This is a genomic window from Petroclostridium xylanilyticum (assembly GCF_002252565.1).
In the GTDB taxonomy this organism is placed as follows: Bacteria; Bacillota; Clostridia; order SK-Y3; family SK-Y3; genus Petroclostridium; species Petroclostridium xylanilyticum.
On the sequence record NZ_NPML01000002.1, the window covers coordinates 153,558 to 174,243 of the forward strand.

Annotated in this window: 15 protein-coding genes; 14 read left to right on the top strand and 1 reads right to left on the bottom strand. The window is 41.1% G+C overall.

Annotation, left to right across the window (positions count from 1 at the left end; translation table 11 throughout):
• Positions 1–391: 391 nt before the first annotated feature.
• Complete coding sequence (locus tag CIB29_RS00925) at positions 392–1,081, bottom strand: GntR family transcriptional regulator (protein ID WP_198543688.1); 690 nt, start codon at positions 1,079–1,081, stop codon at positions 392–394.
• 392 nt (positions 1,082–1,473) lie between these two features.
• Between CIB29_RS00925 and CIB29_RS00930 the strand changes: the two genes are divergently transcribed.
• The 14 genes from CIB29_RS00930 (at position 1,474) to CIB29_RS18795 (ending at position 20,142) form a co-directional block, all read left to right on the top strand.
• On the top strand, positions 1,474–2,652 hold the full coding sequence (locus CIB29_RS00930; protein WP_094545861.1) for a transposase: 1,179 nt from the start codon (positions 1,474–1,476) through the stop codon (positions 2,650–2,652).
• A gap of 426 nt (positions 2,653–3,078) precedes the next feature.
• Complete coding sequence (locus CIB29_RS00935; protein ID WP_094545863.1) at positions 3,079–4,125, top strand: C4-dicarboxylate TRAP transporter substrate-binding protein; 1,047 nt, start codon at positions 3,079–3,081, stop codon at positions 4,123–4,125.
• A 243-nt stretch (positions 4,126–4,368) separates the two neighbouring features.
• Positions 4,369–4,875 (top strand): TRAP transporter small permease, encoded by a 507-nt coding sequence (locus CIB29_RS00940; protein ID WP_094545865.1) that lies wholly within the window; start codon positions 4,369–4,371, stop codon positions 4,873–4,875.
• The gene (locus tag CIB29_RS00945) at positions 4,872–6,152 is read left to right on the top strand and encodes a TRAP transporter large permease (protein WP_094545867.1); all 1,281 of its coding nucleotides are present in this window, start codon (positions 4,872–4,874) and stop codon (positions 6,150–6,152) included. Before CIB29_RS00940 ends, CIB29_RS00945 begins: the two co-directional genes overlap by 4 nt.
• 19 nt (positions 6,153–6,171) lie before the next feature.
• Complete coding sequence (yiaK, locus tag CIB29_RS00950; protein WP_094545869.1) at positions 6,172–7,176, top strand: 3-dehydro-L-gulonate 2-dehydrogenase; 1,005 nt, start codon at positions 6,172–6,174, stop codon at positions 7,174–7,176.
• 191 nt (positions 7,177–7,367) lie between these two features.
• Positions 7,368–8,984 (top strand): mannitol dehydrogenase family protein, encoded by a 1,617-nt coding sequence (locus CIB29_RS00955; RefSeq protein ID WP_094545871.1) that lies wholly within the window; start codon positions 7,368–7,370, stop codon positions 8,982–8,984.
• A 32-nt stretch (positions 8,985–9,016) separates the two neighbouring features.
• On the top strand, positions 9,017–10,036 hold the full coding sequence (locus CIB29_RS00960) for a Zn-dependent oxidoreductase (protein WP_094545873.1): 1,020 nt from the start codon (positions 9,017–9,019) through the stop codon (positions 10,034–10,036).
• Between the two features lie 24 nt (positions 10,037–10,060).
• Positions 10,061–11,140: a mannonate dehydratase gene (uxuA, locus tag CIB29_RS00965; protein ID WP_094545875.1), complete on the top strand. Its 1,080-nt coding sequence runs from the start codon at positions 10,061–10,063 to the stop codon at positions 11,138–11,140.
• Positions 11,141–11,437: 297 nt separating this feature from the next.
• On the top strand, positions 11,438–12,469 hold the full coding sequence (locus tag CIB29_RS00970; protein WP_094545877.1) for an agmatine deiminase family protein: 1,032 nt from the start codon (positions 11,438–11,440) through the stop codon (positions 12,467–12,469).
• 74 nt (positions 12,470–12,543) lie between these two features.
• Positions 12,544–13,422 carry an N-carbamoylputrescine amidase gene (gene aguB / locus CIB29_RS00975; protein WP_094545879.1) on the top strand — a complete coding sequence of 293 codons (879 nt, stop codon included), beginning with the start codon at positions 12,544–12,546 and terminating at the stop codon, positions 13,420–13,422.
• 320 nt (positions 13,423–13,742) lie between these two features.
• Positions 13,743–16,403, top strand: a complete 2,661-nt coding sequence (locus CIB29_RS00980) for a family 78 glycoside hydrolase catalytic domain (protein ID WP_094546012.1) — start codon at positions 13,743–13,745, stop codon at positions 16,401–16,403.
• A 154-nt stretch (positions 16,404–16,557) separates the two neighbouring features.
• Positions 16,558–18,375 (top strand): sensor histidine kinase, encoded by a 1,818-nt coding sequence (locus CIB29_RS00985; RefSeq protein ID WP_094545881.1) that lies wholly within the window; start codon positions 16,558–16,560, stop codon positions 18,373–18,375.
• Positions 18,372–19,907, top strand: a complete 1,536-nt coding sequence (locus CIB29_RS00990) for a response regulator (protein ID WP_094545883.1) — start codon at positions 18,372–18,374, stop codon at positions 19,905–19,907. Before CIB29_RS00985 ends, CIB29_RS00990 begins: the two co-directional genes overlap by 4 nt.
• A 7-nt stretch (positions 19,908–19,914) precedes the next feature.
• Positions 19,915–20,142, top strand: a complete 228-nt coding sequence (locus CIB29_RS18795) for a hypothetical protein (RefSeq protein ID WP_094545885.1) — start codon at positions 19,915–19,917, stop codon at positions 20,140–20,142.
• Positions 20,143–20,686 lie beyond the last annotated feature (544 nt).

Below are 20,686 nucleotides of genomic sequence, written 5' to 3' on the forward strand. Positions count from 1 at the left end.
GAAATGTCCAATAAATTAAGGGCGTATTTAAATGTCAAAAATCCTCTCTGATTTTTCAGGCAAAATAATTTGATAAGAAAATATAATGCTACGATAATATGCAAAAATAATGTCACAATGGGGTAGCATTTTGAAATAATCTGTTATACTTATACCTGATATTATCATAGAACAAAATCAAGACATTATCAGTTATATAAATATGCTAGGTTTGTCAAATTCTACAGCTTTGCATAATCATATGGTCAATATGGTAACAAGCATAATTTTGACCGAAGGTAAAAAAAACTATCTCTGCTATTTACAATAAACTCACTTGTAACAGGGACAGATGAAATCTGCCCTGTTACAGTGGGAGACGTCACATATTACTGTACAAGTCTAGTTATACTTATTTAAAATAATTTGGGTATTTTTCCATAAGGTCTTTTGTATAAAATTTAACTCTTGTGAGATGTATCTTCATTGTATCTTCAGCTTTTTGGGGGTTTCTTTCTTTTATAGCATTCAAGATTGCCAGGTGATCTTGATAAAATGTATCCCACATGGAGACGTCGATAGAAGATAAACGCAATATTCTAGTTCTGCTGAACTGTGCGCTTATATACTGTATGCTTTCCCATACCCTTTCTTTCTTTGTACCTCTGAATAAGAGTTCGTGAAAAGTATCATCATATTTAACGAATTGGCTGTAATTCTTTTCCTTGATACAAAAGTTTTGCATATTTAAATTTTTATCAAGGTCAAAAAAAACATCCGAAGACAGTTTTTCTGCGGCCAGTTTGACAACTGCGGTTTCCAAAGTTTCTCTCATGAACCTGGATTGTTCTACTAAATCCATGTCAATTAAAGAGACATAGCTGCCTTTTTGCGGATATGTTTCAATCAAATCTTGATGTGTAAGTTGTATAAATGCTTCTCGGACAGGTGTTCTACTAACATGTAACAGATCCGCAATATCCTTTTCCGATATGGTAGCGCCCGGTTTGAGGTTAAGATTAATAATATTTTCTTTTAAGATATTATATATATATGTCCTAGTAGATTCACCTCGGTTTCTAGGCTTTATATTTAAATTCATTTTATATCCTCTCATTTCATTCAGTAATTCTCAGTTTGTATACTAATATATTTAAGTATTAGTATGCTTATATTTTAAATTCTTTTAACGTTATTGTCAATGTATTTCTATAGGTAGTATTTCTCACGGTAAAAGCATGAAAAATCAATTTTCCAATGGAGTAATTTGCGATGTCTGGGAACACGCTGAAACAGCATGTTCCCAGACATCAATAAAATAATTTTACCCCAGGAAAACGTAAAGAAATGCAGCTTTGAAGCGCATGCAAAATATAAAATGTAAAAACTACACCCAGGAATAAAAAAATCCTAAAAAAGCGTGAAACCCGCTTTACTGTAGTGTATAATGGTAATTGACGATCACAAAAACACTAAAGAAAAGGGGTTTCACATATGGCTATTATACCACAACAAACACTATTTGTGTGGAGTGAAATTGAAAATTTAGGAGATTTGGAAAGATTAAGACTTGTCATTGAATATATGCCCGATGAAGAATTAATGGATAAACTTGAAAGAGAACGGAAGAACGGTCGTGATGATTACCCTGTAAGGGCCATGTGGAATTCAATATTGGCAGGAGTTGTATTTGGGCATATATCAATAGAAAGCTTAAGGCGTGAGCTTTCGAGGAATGGGCAGCTAAGAGAAATCCTCCCGGACTTTGGGAAAGATCTGGCGATAGACAGCAAGGCTATATCTTCTCTTTCAAAGCGTGAGAACAAAAACGCCAAAGCAGACGGGAGAAGAGATAAGGATGCAGACTGGGGCAAAAAGGAGTACCGTGGAGTAAGGGAAGACGGGACAGCGTGGGAGAAAATAGTAAAATGGTTTGGATATAAACTGCATCTGATAGTTGATGCCAATTATGAACTTCCTGTAGCATTCAGTGTAACTAAGGCTTCAGAAGCTGATATCAACGAAGCACACCGAATGATAGACAAACTTGATGCCCAAAGGCCTGAAATATTGGAAAGTTGTGAAACAATGGAAGCAGACCGGGGCTATGATGACAGTAAGCTATTAGTAAAGCTTTATGATGAATATGAGATAAAACCGGTAATAGATATTCGGAATATGTGGAAGGATCCTGACGGGACACGAATGTTAGAAGAATACGAAAATGTAGTATACAACTACAAGGGAAACGTATACTGCTATTGTCTTGAGACAGGAAAAAAGAGAGAAATGGCCTGTGGTGGGTTTGAGAAGGACAGAAAGACATTAAAGAAGTTGTGCCCGGCAAAGCAGTACGGGCTTGAGTGCGAATGCACTGATAAATGTTGTGTAAAGCATGGCATAAGGATATCGATTGAAACGGACCGTAGGATATTTACACCGATAGACCGGGCAAGCTATAAATGGGAAAGATATTATAACAAGAGGACATCCGTAGAGAGGGTAAACAGCAGGCTGGACGAATCATTTGGGTTTGAGAAGCATTATATCCGCGGTAAAACAAAAATGACAGTACGCTGCGGAATTGCTTTATGTGTAATGCTTGCAATGGCAGTAGGAAGGATAAAAGAAAAACAGCAGGATAAAATAAGAAGCCTTGTAAAACCTGCTTAAGATAACGAGGTGCAGGAGACATCCTGCGGGATGCAATGGGACATTGACGGGGCGGCGGGGTATCTCCGCCTGTTAACTCTCTTCCCCGCCCTTTGAGGGCGTGGATACAGAGGGGAGGGTGGTTGTTGTCTTTTCTGAAGGTAGGGGGTCACATCCGCAGAGTTAGGGGTATTCCTTTCAAGGAGGAAATGTTCCCGGATGATAAATTTAAAGAGGCTTCGCCCCTTAAACCCCATAAGCTGGTAATTTTTTTAGTATTTTTTTTATAAAAAAGTGCTACAAAGCAAAAAGCTTCAATGAAAGATTTATTGACATTTTTCTCAAAAAACATACACAAAGCAAAAAATTTTTTTATGTAGTCTTATTGACAAATAATTTATAAACAGGTATACTAATATACAAGTAAAAAAAGGAGGTTGTAAAGTTATGAAAAAATTATTGATCTTGGTTTTAGCGTCATTACTAATCTTATCTGCAGTTGGATGTGGTAAGCAGTCAGCGAACACACCGCCTGTGGCAGGTTCTGACGGCTCAACCGGAGGAACTGGTACTCCTCAAGACGTAAAAAAAGGCGAATATGTATTGAAGGTAGGAACAGTTCTTACAGAAGCAGATCCTCTCTATAAAGGACTCGAAAAATTCAAACAGAACGTTGAAGAAAGAACAAAGGGTGCTGTTGAAGTACAGCTCTTTGCAAGCTCACAGCTAGGTAGCGACGAAGATATTCTTGAACAAGCTAAAGTCGGTGCGGGTGTCGGTGTTATCACTGATCCAGGACGACTGAGCTCATATATAAAGGAATTCGGAATTCTTGGTGGTCCGTACCTTGTTGATAGCTATGAGGAAAGTCTGAAGCTGCTTGATACATCCGTGTATAAAGATTTTGTAGAACAGTTTGCGGATGACGGACTCAGAATACTTTCTTTCAATTACTTCCAAGGAACAAGACAACTTTTCACAAAAAACCCAGTATCTAAGCCTGAAGACTTAAAGGGTCAACGGATAAGAAGCTCTGGTTCTGATATTGTTACTCTTACAGTACAGAACATGGGAGCAAATCCGACAGTTCTCGCGTGGTCTGAGGCATATCCTGGCCTTCAGCAGAAGGTTATTGACGGTGTAGAGGTTCATTACTCTGCGGCTGTAGGGTCCAGTATATTTGAAGTGACGAATTACCTTTCTAAGACAGCGCACTTCCAACTGCTCACAGGACTTGTTATTTCAAACTCCTGGTTTGAAAAACTACCTGCCGAATATCAGCAGATTCTTACCGAAGAATCCTATAACGCTGGGAAATATGCGTCAGAGCAAGTTATAGCGAAGAATGCCGAATATGAGAAAACGCTTTTGGATAAAGGTCTGAAGATGGTTGATGTTGATATTGACGCTTTCAAAAAGGCTACCGAGCCTGTTTATGACAAGCTTGGCTACAGAAAACTTAAGGATAAAATAGATGCTGAATTGGGTAAATAAGGATTTTTGAACAGTATCATATTTCTAAGGTTTTGATGTAGCATTTGGTTTTTCAAACTATATATTTTGCAAAAAGTTATTTCAAACTTCAGATGTCAGTTTTGCAAAGTATATAGTTTGATTTATGTTATGAATCAATATTGCATCATTATCTGTTTTCAGGGAACAATAATAGTTAATTTTTTGAAAATAATGCAAATAATAAAAAACTGATAAAGATTGGAAAATACGAGGTGGATTTGAATGCGTTTAATTAAAATAGAGGAAGTGGTCGTAGTTACGCTCCTGTCAGCGGTAGTTTTATTGGTATTCATAGCCGCTCTGCTCAGATGGTTTGGTTTATCTGTAGCATGGTCGATAGATATGGCGCAGCTTTTGTTTGTATGGGTTTGTTTTATCGGTGCGGACCTCTCTCTGAGAATCGACAAGCATATCGGTATAGATATGTTGACAAAAAAATTCCCTTTAAAGGTTCAAAATATAATAGCATTGCTCAACAATATTTTGATTATGGCCTTTGTGTTGTTGATATTCTATTATGGAACAAAACTCGGTATCAAAAATTATAAACGTCATTTTAACACAATGCCCATAAGCTATTCTTATGTTACATTTAGTGCACCTTTTGGTTGCCTTTTGATGGCTCTTACTGTCATTGGCAGAATAAAAAAGAATATAATGAACTTCATTAAGAATGATTATTCAAGTCTGGTGAAAGAAGAGAAGTTAGAGGGGGGGCAGATTATATGATTTATGTTGCAATAGCGTTTCTGGTTCTTCTGGCATTGAATCTTCCACTGGCGTTTACGATAGGTATTTCCAGTTTGCTTTACTTTTTTGCAAGTGGTTTGCCTCTTGAAATTGCTACACAGAGAATGGTCACCAGTACACAATCCTTTCCCTTACTTGCTGTGCCGTTTTTTGTGTTGGCGGGAAACCTGATGAATGAGACAGGTATTACAAGAAGGCTTATAAGTTTTTCTAAGGTTATAACAGGACATATGCGAGGTGGTTTGGCACAGGTAAGTATTGTGCTTAGTGCCCTTATGGGAGGTATTTCCGGTTCTGCCACAGCCGATGCCGCTATGGAGAGTCGTGTACTTGGTCCTTCAATGATCCAGAGAGGTTATTCCAAGGGATTTATTGCCGCTGTCCTTGCGATGGGTGGACTTATTACAGCCACTATTCCTCCCAGTATAGGACTTATTCTTTACGGATTTGTAGGAGAAGTTTCCATAGGAAAATTGTTTCTCGCAGGAATTATTCCCGGAGTGCTTCTGACAATAGCTTTTATGGTCGCAACTGCCATTATTTCAAAAAAAAGAAACTATGTGGTTGAGAGACCGAACCCCCCTTCACTAGGAGAAGTGTTTCATGAGCTTCGCTCAAACATTCTTGCATTGATATTTCCGCTTATACTTATCGTTGGTATAAGATTCGGTATATTTACCGCATCCGAAGCGGGAGCGTTTGCTGTAGTGTATGCCTTTGTAATAGGCAAATTCGTATACAAAGAACTAACGTATAAAAAGTTGATAGAGGTATTGAAACAAACGTCGCTTGATATTGGTATTATCATGTTTATTATTATATGTTCGGCCATCTTCGGATATATAATGGTTTCTGACCAGGTGCCTCAGCATCTGGCAGGCTTTATTACCGGAATTTCCAGCCAGCCCGTAATTATTCTGTTTATTATTCTGGCGTTCTTGTTTGTAATCGGAATGTTTATGGAAGCTACTGTTAATGTACTGATTTTGACACCGATATTCCTGCCCATCATCAAGTCTGTAGGCTATGATCCGGTGCATTTCGGAATATTATTTATGATAATCAATACAATGGGAGGTATGACTCCGCCAGTTGGTGTTACAATGTACACCACGTGCTCACTGCTTGAATGTCCGACAGAGGTTTATGTCAAAGAATCGTTACCTTTTATCGCAGCGGTATTGCTGTTGATTGTAATATTGGCATTGTTTCCTCAGATAGTTTTATTTATACCTAATATGGTATTTGGAGTATAAAAGAAAGGATGAGAATATTATGAGAGTTAAATTCGAAGAAATGAAAAATGAAATTAAAAGAGTTTTTATGAAGTATGGTATGGAAGAAGCAAAAGCTGATATATGTGCACAGATTCATACCGAGAGTAGTTGTGACGGTATTTATTCACACGGTTTAAACAGGGTCGCGCGATTTGTAGATTATGTTAATAAGGGTTGGGTTGATGTCAACGCAGAGCCTTCACTTGAAAAAGCTTTTGGAGCAATTGAGGTATATAACGGTAATATGGGTCCCGGTGTACTTAATGCTATGTTTGCTACGAATAAGGCAATTGAATTGGCAGATAAGTACGGTATAGGTATGGTTGGTTTTAAAAATACCACTCACTGGATGCGAGGAGGGACATACGGATTGTATGCTGCCAGAAAAGGTTATGTAGCATTGATGTGGACAAATACCGAATCAGTTATGCCGCCTTGGGGTGGAAAAGAAGTCAAATTGGGCAATAATCCTTTTATTATGGCAGTACCGACAAAAGGTGAACCTGTTGCAGTGGATATGGCTATATCCCAATATTCATACGGCAAGCTGCAGGTTACCAGACTTGCAGGGAAGAAACTACCATATCCCGGCGGATTTGATAAAGACGGCAATCTCACGGATGTTCCCGGTCTGATTGAGGAATCAATGAGAATATTGCCTATGGGTTACTGGAAGGGCGCAAGTTTTTCATTTATGCTTGATGTTCTTGGAGCTATACTTTCTGACGGTATAGGAGCGGTGGATATAGATAAAGTCGGAAAGGGTAGTTGTGGCGGCGCATCACAAATATTTATCATAATAGATCCGAAGAAAATATGCAGTGAAGATAAAATAGAGGATACTATTAATAAAGCGATAGGACATCTGAAGAGCTCCGAGCTTGCAGAAGGTTTTAACGAAATTTACTATCCTGGAGAAGATTTTATTAGATTTAGAAAAGATAACCTTGAAAATGGCATTCCGGTGGATGAGGGTATCTGGAAAGAAATCAAAGAATTATAATTAGTATATAAAGGCTACTTCAAAAGTATTTTTTTAAAATGCTTTTGAATAGCCTCTTTAAGATTTTCAAGCATTTTATTTCATCTATAAGTTTATCTATAAAGAGCCAGAGCTGCTCCTATTTTGTGATTAAGGGAATTTTTGGTAAACCTAATAGGTGTGAAATATTATCAAAGGAAGGATTAATTCAGATGTTAAACTTAAGCATTGCAAGCATAAAAAATAAAAAAGTCTGGCAGGAGGCTAAAATAGAACTTCCAGAATTCGACTATGATAAAATTGCGGCGAATACCAGGGAAAACCCGACCTGGGTGCACTTTGGAGCCGGAAACATATTTAGAGGTTTTATTGCTGTACTACAGCAAAAACTTCTGGATTTGGGTAAAGCCGATACCGGAATTATAGCAGTAGAGACCTTTGATTTTGAAATAATAGACAAGATTTATGCTCCGTATGATAACTTAAGTCTTCTGGTTATTATGAATCCTGACGGAAGCTTGGAAAAAAAGGTAGTAGCAAGTATAACTGAGGGATTGGTTGGAGATGTATCAAGAGAGAAAGACTGGAATCGATTGAAGGAAATTTTCACAAAACCTAGCCTGCAAATGGCTAGTTTCACTATCACGGAAAAAGGATATAGTCTTAAGAAGATTTCGGGTGAATACTTTGATAATGTTTTGGCGGATATGCAAAACGGGCCTGAAAAACCAACACATGCTATGTCCAAGGTTGCTGCGCTGGCATACACCAGATATAAAAGCGGCGAGCTGCCTATTGCTTTTGTGAGTATGGATAACTGTGCTCATAACGGAGAAAAGCTTCATGAATCTGTAGAAATGATTGTAAAGAAATGGGTGGAAAACGGACTGGTGGAGAGTGAGTTTTTGACATATATCAATAACCCGAGTAAAGTTTCTTTCCCATGGTCTATGATTGATAAAATCACTCCAAGACCTTCTGAGGCGGTAAAAGATTCGTTGAACTCAGCAGGTTTTGAAAACACCGAAATAGTGTACACCTCTAAAAATACCTATATTGCTCCTTTTGTTAATGCAGAAGGTCCTCAGTATTTGGTTATTGAAGATGCTTTTCCTAATGGACGTATGCCCCTTGATTTAGCAGGAGTGTTGTTTGTTGATAGAGAGACAGTGGATAAGGTTGAGAAAATGAAGGTTTGTACATGCTTAAATCCGCTGCATACAGCACTTGCTGTATATGGATGTCTTCTTGGATATACCTTGATTGCCGATGAAATGAAAGACAGCACTTTGAAAAAATTGGTTGAAAAGATAGGATATGAAGAAGGTCTGCCTGTAGTTATAAATCCTGGTGTAATAAATCCGCAAGATTTCATTCGAGAAGTGATAGAACAAAGACTTCCTAATCCCTATATACCCGATTCGCCACAAAGGATTGCTACCGATACTTCACAAAAGGTGGGTATCAGATTTGGAGAGACTATTAAAGCTTATGTGAAAAGAGAGGACTTGAATCCTATGACCCTTATATTTATTCCCTTGGCCATCGCCGGTTGGTGCAGGTACTTATTAGGAGTAGATGATAATGGGAAAGCAATGCCATTAAGTCCCGACCCGATGCTGGATACGCTGAGATCATACCTTGCAGATGTAAAGTTAGGTGACAGCGAATCTGTGGGGGATAGCTTGAAACCTATCCTATCTAATGGGAGTCTGTTTGGCTTAAACCTATATGATGTGGGACTGGGAGAAAAGATTGAGGGGTATTTCAAGGAACTGGTATCAGGAAATAATGCTGTAAGAACAACGTTGCAAAAATATTTAGGCTGAGGTTCTGTAGAAGCTAGGAGGGGGGTAACGTTATGAAAGCAGCTAGGGTTATTTCACCAAAGAATCTGGAAATATGTGAAGTTCCAATGCCTGAAATAACCAATGAAGATGAGATTTTAATAAAAGTTAAGGCAGCAGGTATATGTGGCTCTGATATTCATATATATCATGGGACATCTCCTGTAGCAACATATCCAAGGATTATTGGCCATGAAGTTGTAGGAAAAGTAATAAAAGTTGGAGATAAAGTAAAAAAATTTGACGTTGGTGATCATGTTATAGTGGACCCTGTTATTGGGTGTGGTGAATGTTATCCATGTTCGGTGGGAAGACCCAATGTATGTTCATATCTTAAAGTACGTGGAGTGCATGAGGATGGGGGATACCGGGAATATATGGTACTGCCTCAAAACAGTATCCACAAGATCCCGAAAGAACTAAGCTGGGAAGAAGCTGTTCTTATTGAGCCGTTTACCATAGCTGCTCAGATTGTTTCACGTGCAGAAGTAACCAAAAGGGATACGGTATTTATCATGGGTGCAGGTCCGGCAGGGCTTTGCGCAGTACAGGCAATTAAGAGAATCGGTGCAAAATGTATCATCTCGGACCTGGTTGAGTCCAGGCTCGAGTTGGCTAAAAAAATGGGTGCGGATATTACCATCAATCCTTCAAAACAAGATGTAGAAGAAGTAATTATGAATGAAAGCAACGGTTTGGGCGTTTCGGTTATTATTGATGCGGTATGCATACCGCAAACATTTGAGCAGGCGGTAAAACTGGCTTCTTCAGCCGGAAGGGTTATTCTTCTTGGTTTTACGGATAAGCCTTCACAGATAGCTCAGCTTGAGATTACCAAAAAAGAATTGGATGTGAGGGGATCAAGACTTCATAGCAATAAATTTCCACAGGTAATTGAGTGGTTTAATAATAAGGAAGTAGACCCAAAGCCGCTTATATCGAATGTATATCCATTTACAGATATTAAAAAGGCTATTGAGCAGGTAGAAAATAATCCTATTGAAACATTTAAGGTTATTTTAAAATTTGACTAATATTTAATATAAGGATGTGAAATTATGAAAATGACATTTAGATGGTTTGGAGAAAACTATGATAGTATTTCTCTGGACAAAATAAGGCAGATACCTGGTTCACCGGGTATAGTAAGTGCTATTTACGATGTACCTGTAGGGGAAGTATGGCCGGTGGAAAAAATAAAGAACTTAAAAGACACTGTAGAAAGAAGCGGTCTGGAATTAGAAGTAATTGAAAGCGTAAATGTCCATGAAGACATTAAACTGGGACTTCCGACTAGAGATAGGTATATAGAAAATTATAAAGAAACGTTAAGGAATCTGTCCAAATTCGGCATTAAAGTAGTATGTTATAATTTTATGCCTGTATTTGACTGGACCCGATCGGACTTAGCAAAGGTTTTGCCTGATGGATCTAACGCTTTATCTTATGAAGAAGAAAAAGTGCAAAAAGTAGACCCTAACAAGCTGGTAGAAGAAATGGAAGCGAATTCAAACGGCTTTGAATTGCCAGGTTGGGAGCCAGAAAGACTAAAAGTGCTAAAAGACCTTTTTGAACAATATAAGGATGTAGATGAAGAAAAGCTGTTTGAAAATCTTGGATACTTTCTGAAAGAAATTATTCCTGTCGCTGAAGAATGTGATATCAAGATGGCAATACATCCGGATGATCCGCCGTGGTCAATTTTTGGATTGCCAAGAATTACCACATGCAAGAAAAATCTAGAAAGAATCATTAATTTGGTAGACAGTCCATATAATGGATTGACATTGTGCAGTGGCTGTTTGGGTGCAAATCCAGAGAACAACATTCCTGAAATGATTCGTTACTTTGGTGGAAAAGGAAGAATACATTTTGGACATGTAAGAAATATAAAGATACATTCATATAGAAACTTTGATGAGGCATCCCATCTATCCTCAGATGGATCATTAGATATGTTTGAAATCATGAAAGCATACCATGATATTGATTATAAGGGATATATAAGACCAGACCATGGAAGAATGATTTGGGGAGAAGTAGGAAGACCAGGTTATGGTTTATATGATAGAGCACTTGGAATCACATATTTAAACGGACTGTGGGAAGCGATAGATAAGATGAAAAAGATAGGCTAAAAGTGCAGAGCCACCGAAAACCGTTGAAACCATTAGGCTTCAACGGTTTTTATTGTATTAACGAATACCACCTGCAGGACAATAAGAGATTTTGATTTTATTGCTCTTAATTATTCAGCAAGGTTGTAAAATTAACTGTAATTTGACTTTTCTTTTTGGTTATGCTATTTTAGTATATGAAAAATTGAGCAATCAGTCCATGTCAAGGAAAAAAATAAGGTTAAAAAGGAAAACAGCAAAGCAACGAGGGAATAAAAACAAAAATAAAATCTAATGATAAATAAAGAGAGGTAACTTATGTATCCAAAAGACTTGAACTATAGGATGCCTGCCGAATGGACAAAACACCAGAGAACATTCATCTCTTGGCCGATTCAGGAGTCCATGTGTTATCCGGAAGATTACGGTAATGTTTGCCGCGGTTATGGAGAACTTGTCAAGGCAATCGCAGAATTTGAACCGGTTACGGTTATTGTTAATCCTAAAGAGCTTCAAAAGGTACGTACCATATGCGATGGTAAAAACATTGAATTTCTTGAAATAGAGCATAATGATGCATGGATTCGAGACAACGGACCTACTTTTGTGGTAGATGATGAAGGAAATATAGCTGCAGTGAATTGGATGTTTAACTCCTGGGGAGGCAAATACGCCCCTTGGGATCTTGACGATCAAGTAGCACCAAAAATTCTTGAATATTATGGCATTCCTTATTTTAATGCACCCCTTGTAATGGAAGGTGGTTCCATCCACGTCGATGGAGAAGGTACCCTGATAACAACGGAAGAATGCCTGTTAAATCCCAATAGGAATCCAGAACTTAACCGGGAGCAGATTGAAAACTATCTTAAGCAGTATTTGAATGTTGAAAAAATTATCTGGTTGAAACGGGGTTTATTCGGTGACGAGACGGATGGACACGTGGATAATATTGCCTGTTTTGCAGCACCTGGGAAGATTCTTATGCAGGTATGTGAAGACCCCGAAGATGAGAACTATGAGATTACCCGGGAGAACCTGGAAGTTTTGCAGAATGCAACAGATGCAAGAGGAAGAAAATTTGAAGTCATTCCCATAAAGCAGCCACCGAAACGTATTTGCGAAAACAAACGATTAACCCTGAGTTATATTAACTTTTATTTCGTCAATGGTGGTATCATTTTACCTCAGTTTGGTGGAAAGGCAGAAGAGACGGATAAATTGGCAGAAGAAGTGCTGCAGAAAACCTTCCCGGAAAGACGGATTCGTAAAGTTGACGGTATGGCAATCATCAAAGAGGGCGGCAATGTGCATTGTACAACCCAGCAGATGATAGCAGGCAAAAAATAATCATAGAGGACAACAAGGCTAGGGCTTATATTTTATAGAGGATTGTAATTCCATTGAATAAGAGGTGATATAGAATGCGAAAAGTCAAAGTGGCAGCAACACAAATGAGTTGCTCCTGCAACATCGAAGAAAACATTGCCAAAGCAGATTCACTGGTCCGGGAGGCAGCTGAAAAGGGTGCTCAAATCATCCTGCTGCAAGAACTGTTTGAGACACCTTACTTTTGCCAAAAGGAAAAATCCGATTATTATAAATATGCTACAGAACTGGAAACAAACAAAGCAGTCAATCATTTTAAACATGTTGCAAAAGAACTTGGTGTTGTGTTGCCCATTAGCTTTTATGAAAAGAAAAACTGGGCCAGATATAACTCATTGGCAGTTATCGATGCCAATGGAGAAATTCTGGGACAATACCGCAAGAGTCATATTCCCGACGGTCCCGGTTATGAAGAGAAGTTCTACTTTAATCCGGGGGATACTGGGTTTCGCGTCTGGAACACCCGATATGGTAAAATCGGTGTTGGAATCTGCTGGGATCAGTGGTTTCCGGAAGCGGCCAGGTGCATGACACTCTTGGGCGCAGAGATGCTTTTTTATCCTACTGCCATCGGGTCTGAGCCCCAGGATGCGTCCATTGACTCCAAGGATCACTGGCAGGCCTGTATGTTGGGACATGCTGCGGCCAACTTGGTGCCGGTTATTGCATCAAACCGAGTCGGGGTTGAAGAGGATGATGATTCGAAAATTACCTTTTACGGTTCATCCTTTATTGCAGGTCCCCAGGGAAACAAAATCGTGGAAGCGGACCGTACCCAAGAAACAGTCCTCTTAGCAGAGTTTGATCTGGATCAGTTAGAGATACAACGCATCGAGTGGGGAATCTTTCGAGATCGTCGTCCTGACTTGTATAAAATTATCACGTCCTACGACGGCGATTTGGTAATTAAATGAAGTATATGAGTCGCATTATTAATAAAGCGCATCGTTTGATACTTAAGACAAAATTAAGGACTATCTGCTGGTTAGGTAGTCCTTTGTTATTGTTATTAAAGAAAGTTAAATGCGGGGATTAGGGTTATGGATTCGACGGAAGAGTCTTATGAAATAATTATGGAGTAAAGATATATGTTTTAAGCCTAATTATAACAGGTATGGTGCAAGCTGTGTACTCAAAAATACATATTGTAGTTTTGGTTAATCTATGTAATATTAGCGGCCGGGATGGTAAAATTAATAAAATCTATAAAGATAACGACTTAGGAGTGATTGAAATGTTAAAAGCTGTTAAACTGAAATGCGAATACCTCGAAAATCCCATTGGTATCGGGGAGACCAAACCCCGTTTCGGATGGATGATCGAATCGGACGGGCAAAACGTAATGCAGGAGACCTTCCGTGTGCAGGTCGCCACCGATGCCGGTTTTGACACCGTGATGTGGGATACGGGAACTGTCAATTCGTCCGAATCAGTCCACGTAGAATACGCCGGTCCCGCTCTTGCACCGTCCACAAGGTATTTCTACAGGGTTAAGATAACCGACAACCATGGACAGGAAAGCCCGTGGAGCGACACGGGATATTTTGAAACCGCAATGTTTGACGTCTCGCAGTGGAAGGCCCGGTTTATCTCGCCTGAGGACAATGACGCCGGCGCATCCTCCAAGGGCAGGCTGCTGCGCAAGGAATTCACTTTGGACGGTGAAGTTGCTTTTGCACGAATCTATGCTACTGCCCTCGGCATGTATGAGCTGTTCATCAACGGCAGCCGTGTAGGTGATGCCCTGTTGACTCCCGGATGGACAGCTTACAAAAAGCGGCTTCAATACCAGACCTACGACGTCACTGATATGCTCAAGAAGGGTGCCAACGTCGTTGGCGCGTCAGTCGGATGCGGATGGTATAAGGGAGAGCTCGCCGGATGGCTGGGGCGGCGCAACATATACGGCAGTCGCACTGCACTGCTGTTCCAAATGCTTGTCCGCTACACCGACGGTCGTGAACAGCTTGTGATATCAGACCAAAGCTGGAAGGCCGCAGACAGTCCAATCCTGTATTCCGAGATCTACCACGGAGAGACCTATGATGCCCGTCTTGAGCAGTGGGGCTGGGACTTGCCCGGCTTCGATGATTCACTTTGGGAGTCGGTACAGGTTATTGAACAAGACATGTCGGTGCTTACCGCGCAGGACGGCCTACCGGTCAGACGGCAGGAGACCTTCAAGCCGGTATCCATGTTCACAACGCCCAAGGGCGAGCGAGTCATTGACTTTGGCCAGAATATGGCCGGTTGGGTAAAATTCATTGTCAAGGGTAAGGCAGGTGACAGAGTAGTGCTAAAGCACGCCGAGGTGCTCGACGCCGCCGGCAACTTCTACACCGAAAACCTCCGCAGTGCAAAGGCACGCATTGAATACATCCTCAAGGGTGGTGAAGCCGAAATCTTTGAGCCTCATTTCACATTCCAGGGTTTCCGGTACGTAATGATAGAGGAATTCCCCGGCGAGCCGACGGTCGATGCCTTTACCGCCGTGGTCATCCATTCCGACATGGAACAGACTGGAAGTTTTTCTTGTTCCAATCAACTTGTCAACCAATTGCAGCACAACATCCTCTGGGGCCTGAAGGGTAATTTTGTCGATGTACCCACCGACTGTCCGCAGCGTGACGAGCGCCTTGGCTGGACAGGTGATGCGCAGGTGTTTATACGTACTGCTTGTTATCTCATGGGCACCGAGCCATTCTTCAAGAAGTGGCTGCGGGATTTAAAGGCTGAGCAGCTTGAAAACGGCGGTGTTCCATTTGTCATCCCTGACGTGTTGACGGGTGCCATGAAAAATGACAAGATGGTACATGACGACCATTCATCCACCGGTTGGGGCGATGCGGCTGTCATCTGCCCGTGGACGGTATACCAGTGTTACGGCGACCGGCGCATCCTGGAGGAGCAGTACAGCAGTATGAAGGGATGGGTAGAATACATACGTAGCCATGCGCAGAACGGTGTTCTATGGAATACCGGTTTCCACTTTGGCGACTGGCTTGCTCTTGATGCCAAGGAAGGAAGCTATTTTGGAGCAACACCAAACGACCTGGTTGCCACCGCCTTTTACGCCTATTCCACGGAATTGCTTGCAAAATCGGCGGCCGTGTTGGGCAACAAGCCCGATGCGGAGGAATATTCACAACTCCATGCCGCCATTGTTAAGGCTTTTCAGGACGAATTTTTCACTCCTTCCGGCCGTCTTGCGGTGCGGACACAGACAGCCCACATCCTCGTACTCATGTTCGGACTTGTGCCGGAGGAACATCGCGCCCGAACCGTCGACACGCTGATAGCCCTATTGGATGAGAACGGCGGCCACCTAATGACCGGCTTCTTGGGCACGCCGTATTTCTGTCATGTTCTGAGCCGGAACGGCAAGCTCGATGCGGCATACAGCCTGCTGTTGAAGGACGATTACCCGTCATGGCTATATCAGGTCAAAAAGGGTGCTACAACCATCTGGGAGCACTGGGACGGTATCAAGCCCGACGGCTCAATGTGGAGTGCCGACATGAACTCATTTAACCATTATGCCTACGGTGCCATTGGTGATTGGCTCTACCGTGTGGTTGCCGGCCTTGATACAGACCCTGATGTGCCGGGCTACAAGCGTATCCTCATGCGACCGCAGCCCGGCGGCGAACTGACACACGCACAAGCTGAATATATGAGTGTTTACGGCAAGGCGGCCATCAAGTGGAGTATCAAGGGTAGTAATATGATCGTTGACGTCATCGTGCCCCACAACACGACGGCGCATGTCACCCTTCCCGGCGCCTCGCCAGAGACCGTCAGTGCCGAGGGTGTGTCCTTCACAGCCTGTCCCGGCGGCGCTGAGGCTGAAATAGGTTCCGGAATCTACCGGTTTAGCTATCCATATGTGAAATAAAACCATATGGCACAGGAGCGGAATTTAATGTTCCGTTCCTGCTTTGTTTTTGTTCGGGAAAGTATAATATGAAAATGCACTCATTTTCCATTGGTTTATTGGAATCTTGCTGCTATAATAATAGTAAAGTTCTGATGGGAAGGACGGAAAATCTATGAGTTTTCAAACGAAGCTATTGCTGACCTATTCTCTATTAATCATACTACTTGTTGTTACCCTTGGAGTAAGTTTTTATCAATACAGTGCCGGGGTATTTGAAGCCAATGCCTATTCAAACCTCGCGGTTATTTCGGAAAAGATGTCACAACAGCTCGACAACCTTATTCGCCCAATGGACTTTATCATGACCTATCTGCTTTCCAGCGGCAGTTTTATGTCATCTATGGCAAGTATTGCCAATCTTGATAGGGACAATCCCGAAAACCTAGTCTATATCAACGAGGGTATACAAACCATTAAGGGCACTTTGCTCAGTTACTCGATGGACAAAAACTTTTACAGAGTAAGCGTTTTCAACAACAAAGGGGATTTTTTATCCAGCAACTTCAGGACACACAACGTGAGCCATAATTTGCTGGAACTGATCCATGGTCTCGGATGGACGGCGCGGGCCGATAGTTCCATGGGAAAAGTGGTAATTCTTCCGCCGTATGCCGACCCATGGGCATTGTCCGACAACATCAAGGTTTTCGGATTGGCGCGCTCGGTACAGGGACCGAATGGCGGGATGGGTTATATCGAGGTGCAGAACCCATATCGGGAGCTTGAAAAAATTTTCGCCGTACCTGACCAGGAAAATATTAAGGTGGTTGCTGTCACAAGCGCAGGTGAAATATTTTATAACAGCGGTATAACGGACAGTACGTTGCTCGATTATTATTCCAAGCTTCCCGTCGAGGTTAATAAACCTGTGTCCGTTGAAAGGAATTTGGTTACCGGAAAGGATGAAATATTGGCAAGAACAGGTTCAGGTTACACGGGAATAAAGATTATCCTTGTGCAGGATAAGGACGCCCTGCTCAAGCCGCTTCTATTCACAGGCAATATCACCATTATCGTTGGTATTCTCGTAATTATCATTTCGTTTATATATATATACATTTTTTCAAAGCAGCTGGCCAGGCCGATACGGCAGCTCAAGCAAAAAATGGAGTGTATCGAATTGGGGAACCTGCCGGAGAAAATCATCATTAAAAGCTCAAACAATGAAATAGAGGCGCTAAACAACGCATTTCAGCGCCTGCGTGAAAGGCTTAATGAAGCGGTAAGCCGCGAAATCAAGTCCCAGTCGCTGCAAATGCAGGCCAGCTTTGATTCGCTTCAGGCACAGGTAAACCCCCACTTTATCTACAACATCCTTAATGTGCTTTCCAATAAGGGTATTGTAAACGGCGATGATGAGATTTGTGAGATATGCGACAGTATTGCGGCTATGCTGCGCTACTCAACCTCCACCTTAAAACGTTCAGCCACCATTGGCGAGGAACTGGAACATGTCCGTAATTACCTGCTGCTGATGAAAAAGCGTTTTGAACACCGGCTGGAATTCAATATTGACGTAGATCCGGCCATTTGCGGACAAGCAATACCTAAAATCGTATTGCAGCAAATTGTTGAAAATTCAATAAACCACGGCTTTGAAAAATTACAGAAAATCATGAAAATAGGAATCAGAGGCTATGTGTCTGACGGGTGGTGGTATATTGAAATTACCGACAACGGACAGGGATTTGACCAAAAGGTGCTTTGTGAACTGGAGGAAAGGATAAAGTTAATGGAAAAGGAACTTTTCGGTGTAGAAACCCACACCGGGTTTGCAATTGGTGGAATGGGAATTATCAACACATATGCAAGGTTGGCACTGTTTTACAATGGCAGATTTGTTTTTACGCTTAAAAACACCGAAACCGGAGGCGCACAAGTGACAATAGGCGGTGCTGTTGAGTTTGCAAAGGGGAGTGATGAAAAATGATGAGGATTGTGCTGGTCGAAGATGAGCCGTCAGCTATGCGCTATATCAAATCAATTATAGAATTGCGGTGCAGCGGTTTTAAAATAGTCGATACGGCGGAAAACGGTGCCGAGGGGCTTGAAAAGGTCCGGTTGTTAAAGCCTGATGTAGTTATTACCGACATAAAAATGCCGGTCATGGACGGTATCGAACTTGTTTCCCACATCAAGGAGGAGTTCCCGTTTATCTATTCGGTAATTGTAAGCGGATATCAGGATTTTGAATATGCCAAAGGTGCAATACAGTCCGGCGTTGTTGATTATCTGCTGAAGCCGGTTAACGCCGGCCAGTTGAAAAAACTGCTTGATTCAATACGGCAAAAGCTCGAAACAGAATACTATATAAAGCGTGTCGGATTGCTGAAACATATTTTGATCGGCGCGCCGGCGGAGACGTGGCAGGTCGAAAAATACCTGCCATTCAAGTGCTATTCGGCGGCCATTCTGCGGGAAAACGGGTTACCCTCGAGATTTTCCTCGAAACATACCGCAGCCGCATATAATCCTGCTGTAGAAGCTTACGCGGTGTCATGCACCACAGGTGATAACAGCATATGGGTTCTGACGGGCAGAGATGAACGGGAACTGCTCTTTTTCTGCACTCCGGAACTTACTGATAGGAACGCTTTTGAGTCGTTGGTTGCAGGAACGGCTGAAAAGCTGACCGGCGGCTACCATACCACAATCTTTGCCTCGGAATTTTTCGGGCTGCTGGAGTGTAAGAATATGGTTTCCAACCTTTACCGGACTCTGGACAATAATATTGTCATCGGGCTTTCCCAGACAATTTATGAGCTTACCGAAGTCCGGTCCGCTGTAGAAAACCGGGCCAGTATGGACGGGTCGCTGGGCAACAAGATAGCTTTCCTTGTTTCAAACGCAATGTATGATGGGTTAAAACAGGAATTAATAAAACTTTTTGGCACATGGGAAAAAGAACGGCGCACCCAACTGTGGGTGGAGAGCAATCTGCGGCAGATACTCCATCATGTCGAAAAACATTCTGCGGTAGCCCGGGGAGGGCAAAGTTACGACATTGAATTTTTGCTTGATGAAGCCCTGTACTACTCAACAACCTTCGGTGAACTTATGGCCAATATATGGGAGCTGGTGGAGAAAATTGTACAGTGTGTTGAAAAAAAGGACCACAAAGTGGATACCCCAGCCTTTTTCAACTCCATTGAGCAATACCTGGAGCAAAATCTTTCGGAGCCGCTTTCGCTTCAATCGGTCTGTTCAGTATTCGGCATATCCCAGACCTATTTGAGCAGGCTGTTCCGCAAATATAAAAATATGTCCTTTAACGAGTACCTGACAGCCATAAGGATCGATGAGGCAAAACGGCTTATTATAGAAAATCCGAATATACCGCTAAAGGATGTAGCCATGCTAGTCGGTTATAACGACCAGTTCTATTTCAGCCGCGTATTTCGGTCGGTAACCGGTGTGCCACCATCTGAATACATCTTAAAAAGTCCTTCGTCCAAATCATAACAGAGATATGAATGAGCGCATTTATATAAATAACACTAAAACCACTCCCTACACTGAAAGTGTAGGGAGTGGTTTTAGTGATTTTGTTAAGAACTTCAATAGAAGAAAAAGAAAGCTGTTTGTTATTCAGATAAAAGTTGCTGATATCAATTTTGAAATTCTTATATCTGGAAGAGGAACGGAAATCTGGGCATATTTAACGGTTATAAAAGACATGTTCAATTCCAGCTTGTGAAAGCACATATTCCTTTAAAGGGAGAAGAATTTATTACAATATGCATTATGAGTGCGATAGTATGTGCTATAATATTTGCCCTGGTTTCACAAAGCATTATTACCGGTATACTTTTTGGTGGTATCGGATGGTATATACCTATGCTTTTTGTGCAATCAAAAAAGAAAAAAAGAATCAAACATATGAATTTACCATATAATAAGCGTAATAAAATTGCAAAGCGGACGTACTCCTAATAAAATATTAAGTCTGATTTTTTTTATCACAAAATATAAAGAATAAAAGAGATAATTATCAATATAGTAAGATAATTGCAGATATTTAAAAAGAATACAAATATTAAACTATTGCATTTATTAAAAATAAATGTTAATATGATTATAAATAATAAATACATAATTTTTTTGTTTGTATTAATTAAACCGGTTGCATTATTGATACAAAATATATATAAATTTCTTTTTTTGATAGCTATTAATTTAGAATTAATTAAGTATTTTTTTTAAGGTGCAATGCAACTGGTTGCATAAAATAAGGGGGTAAG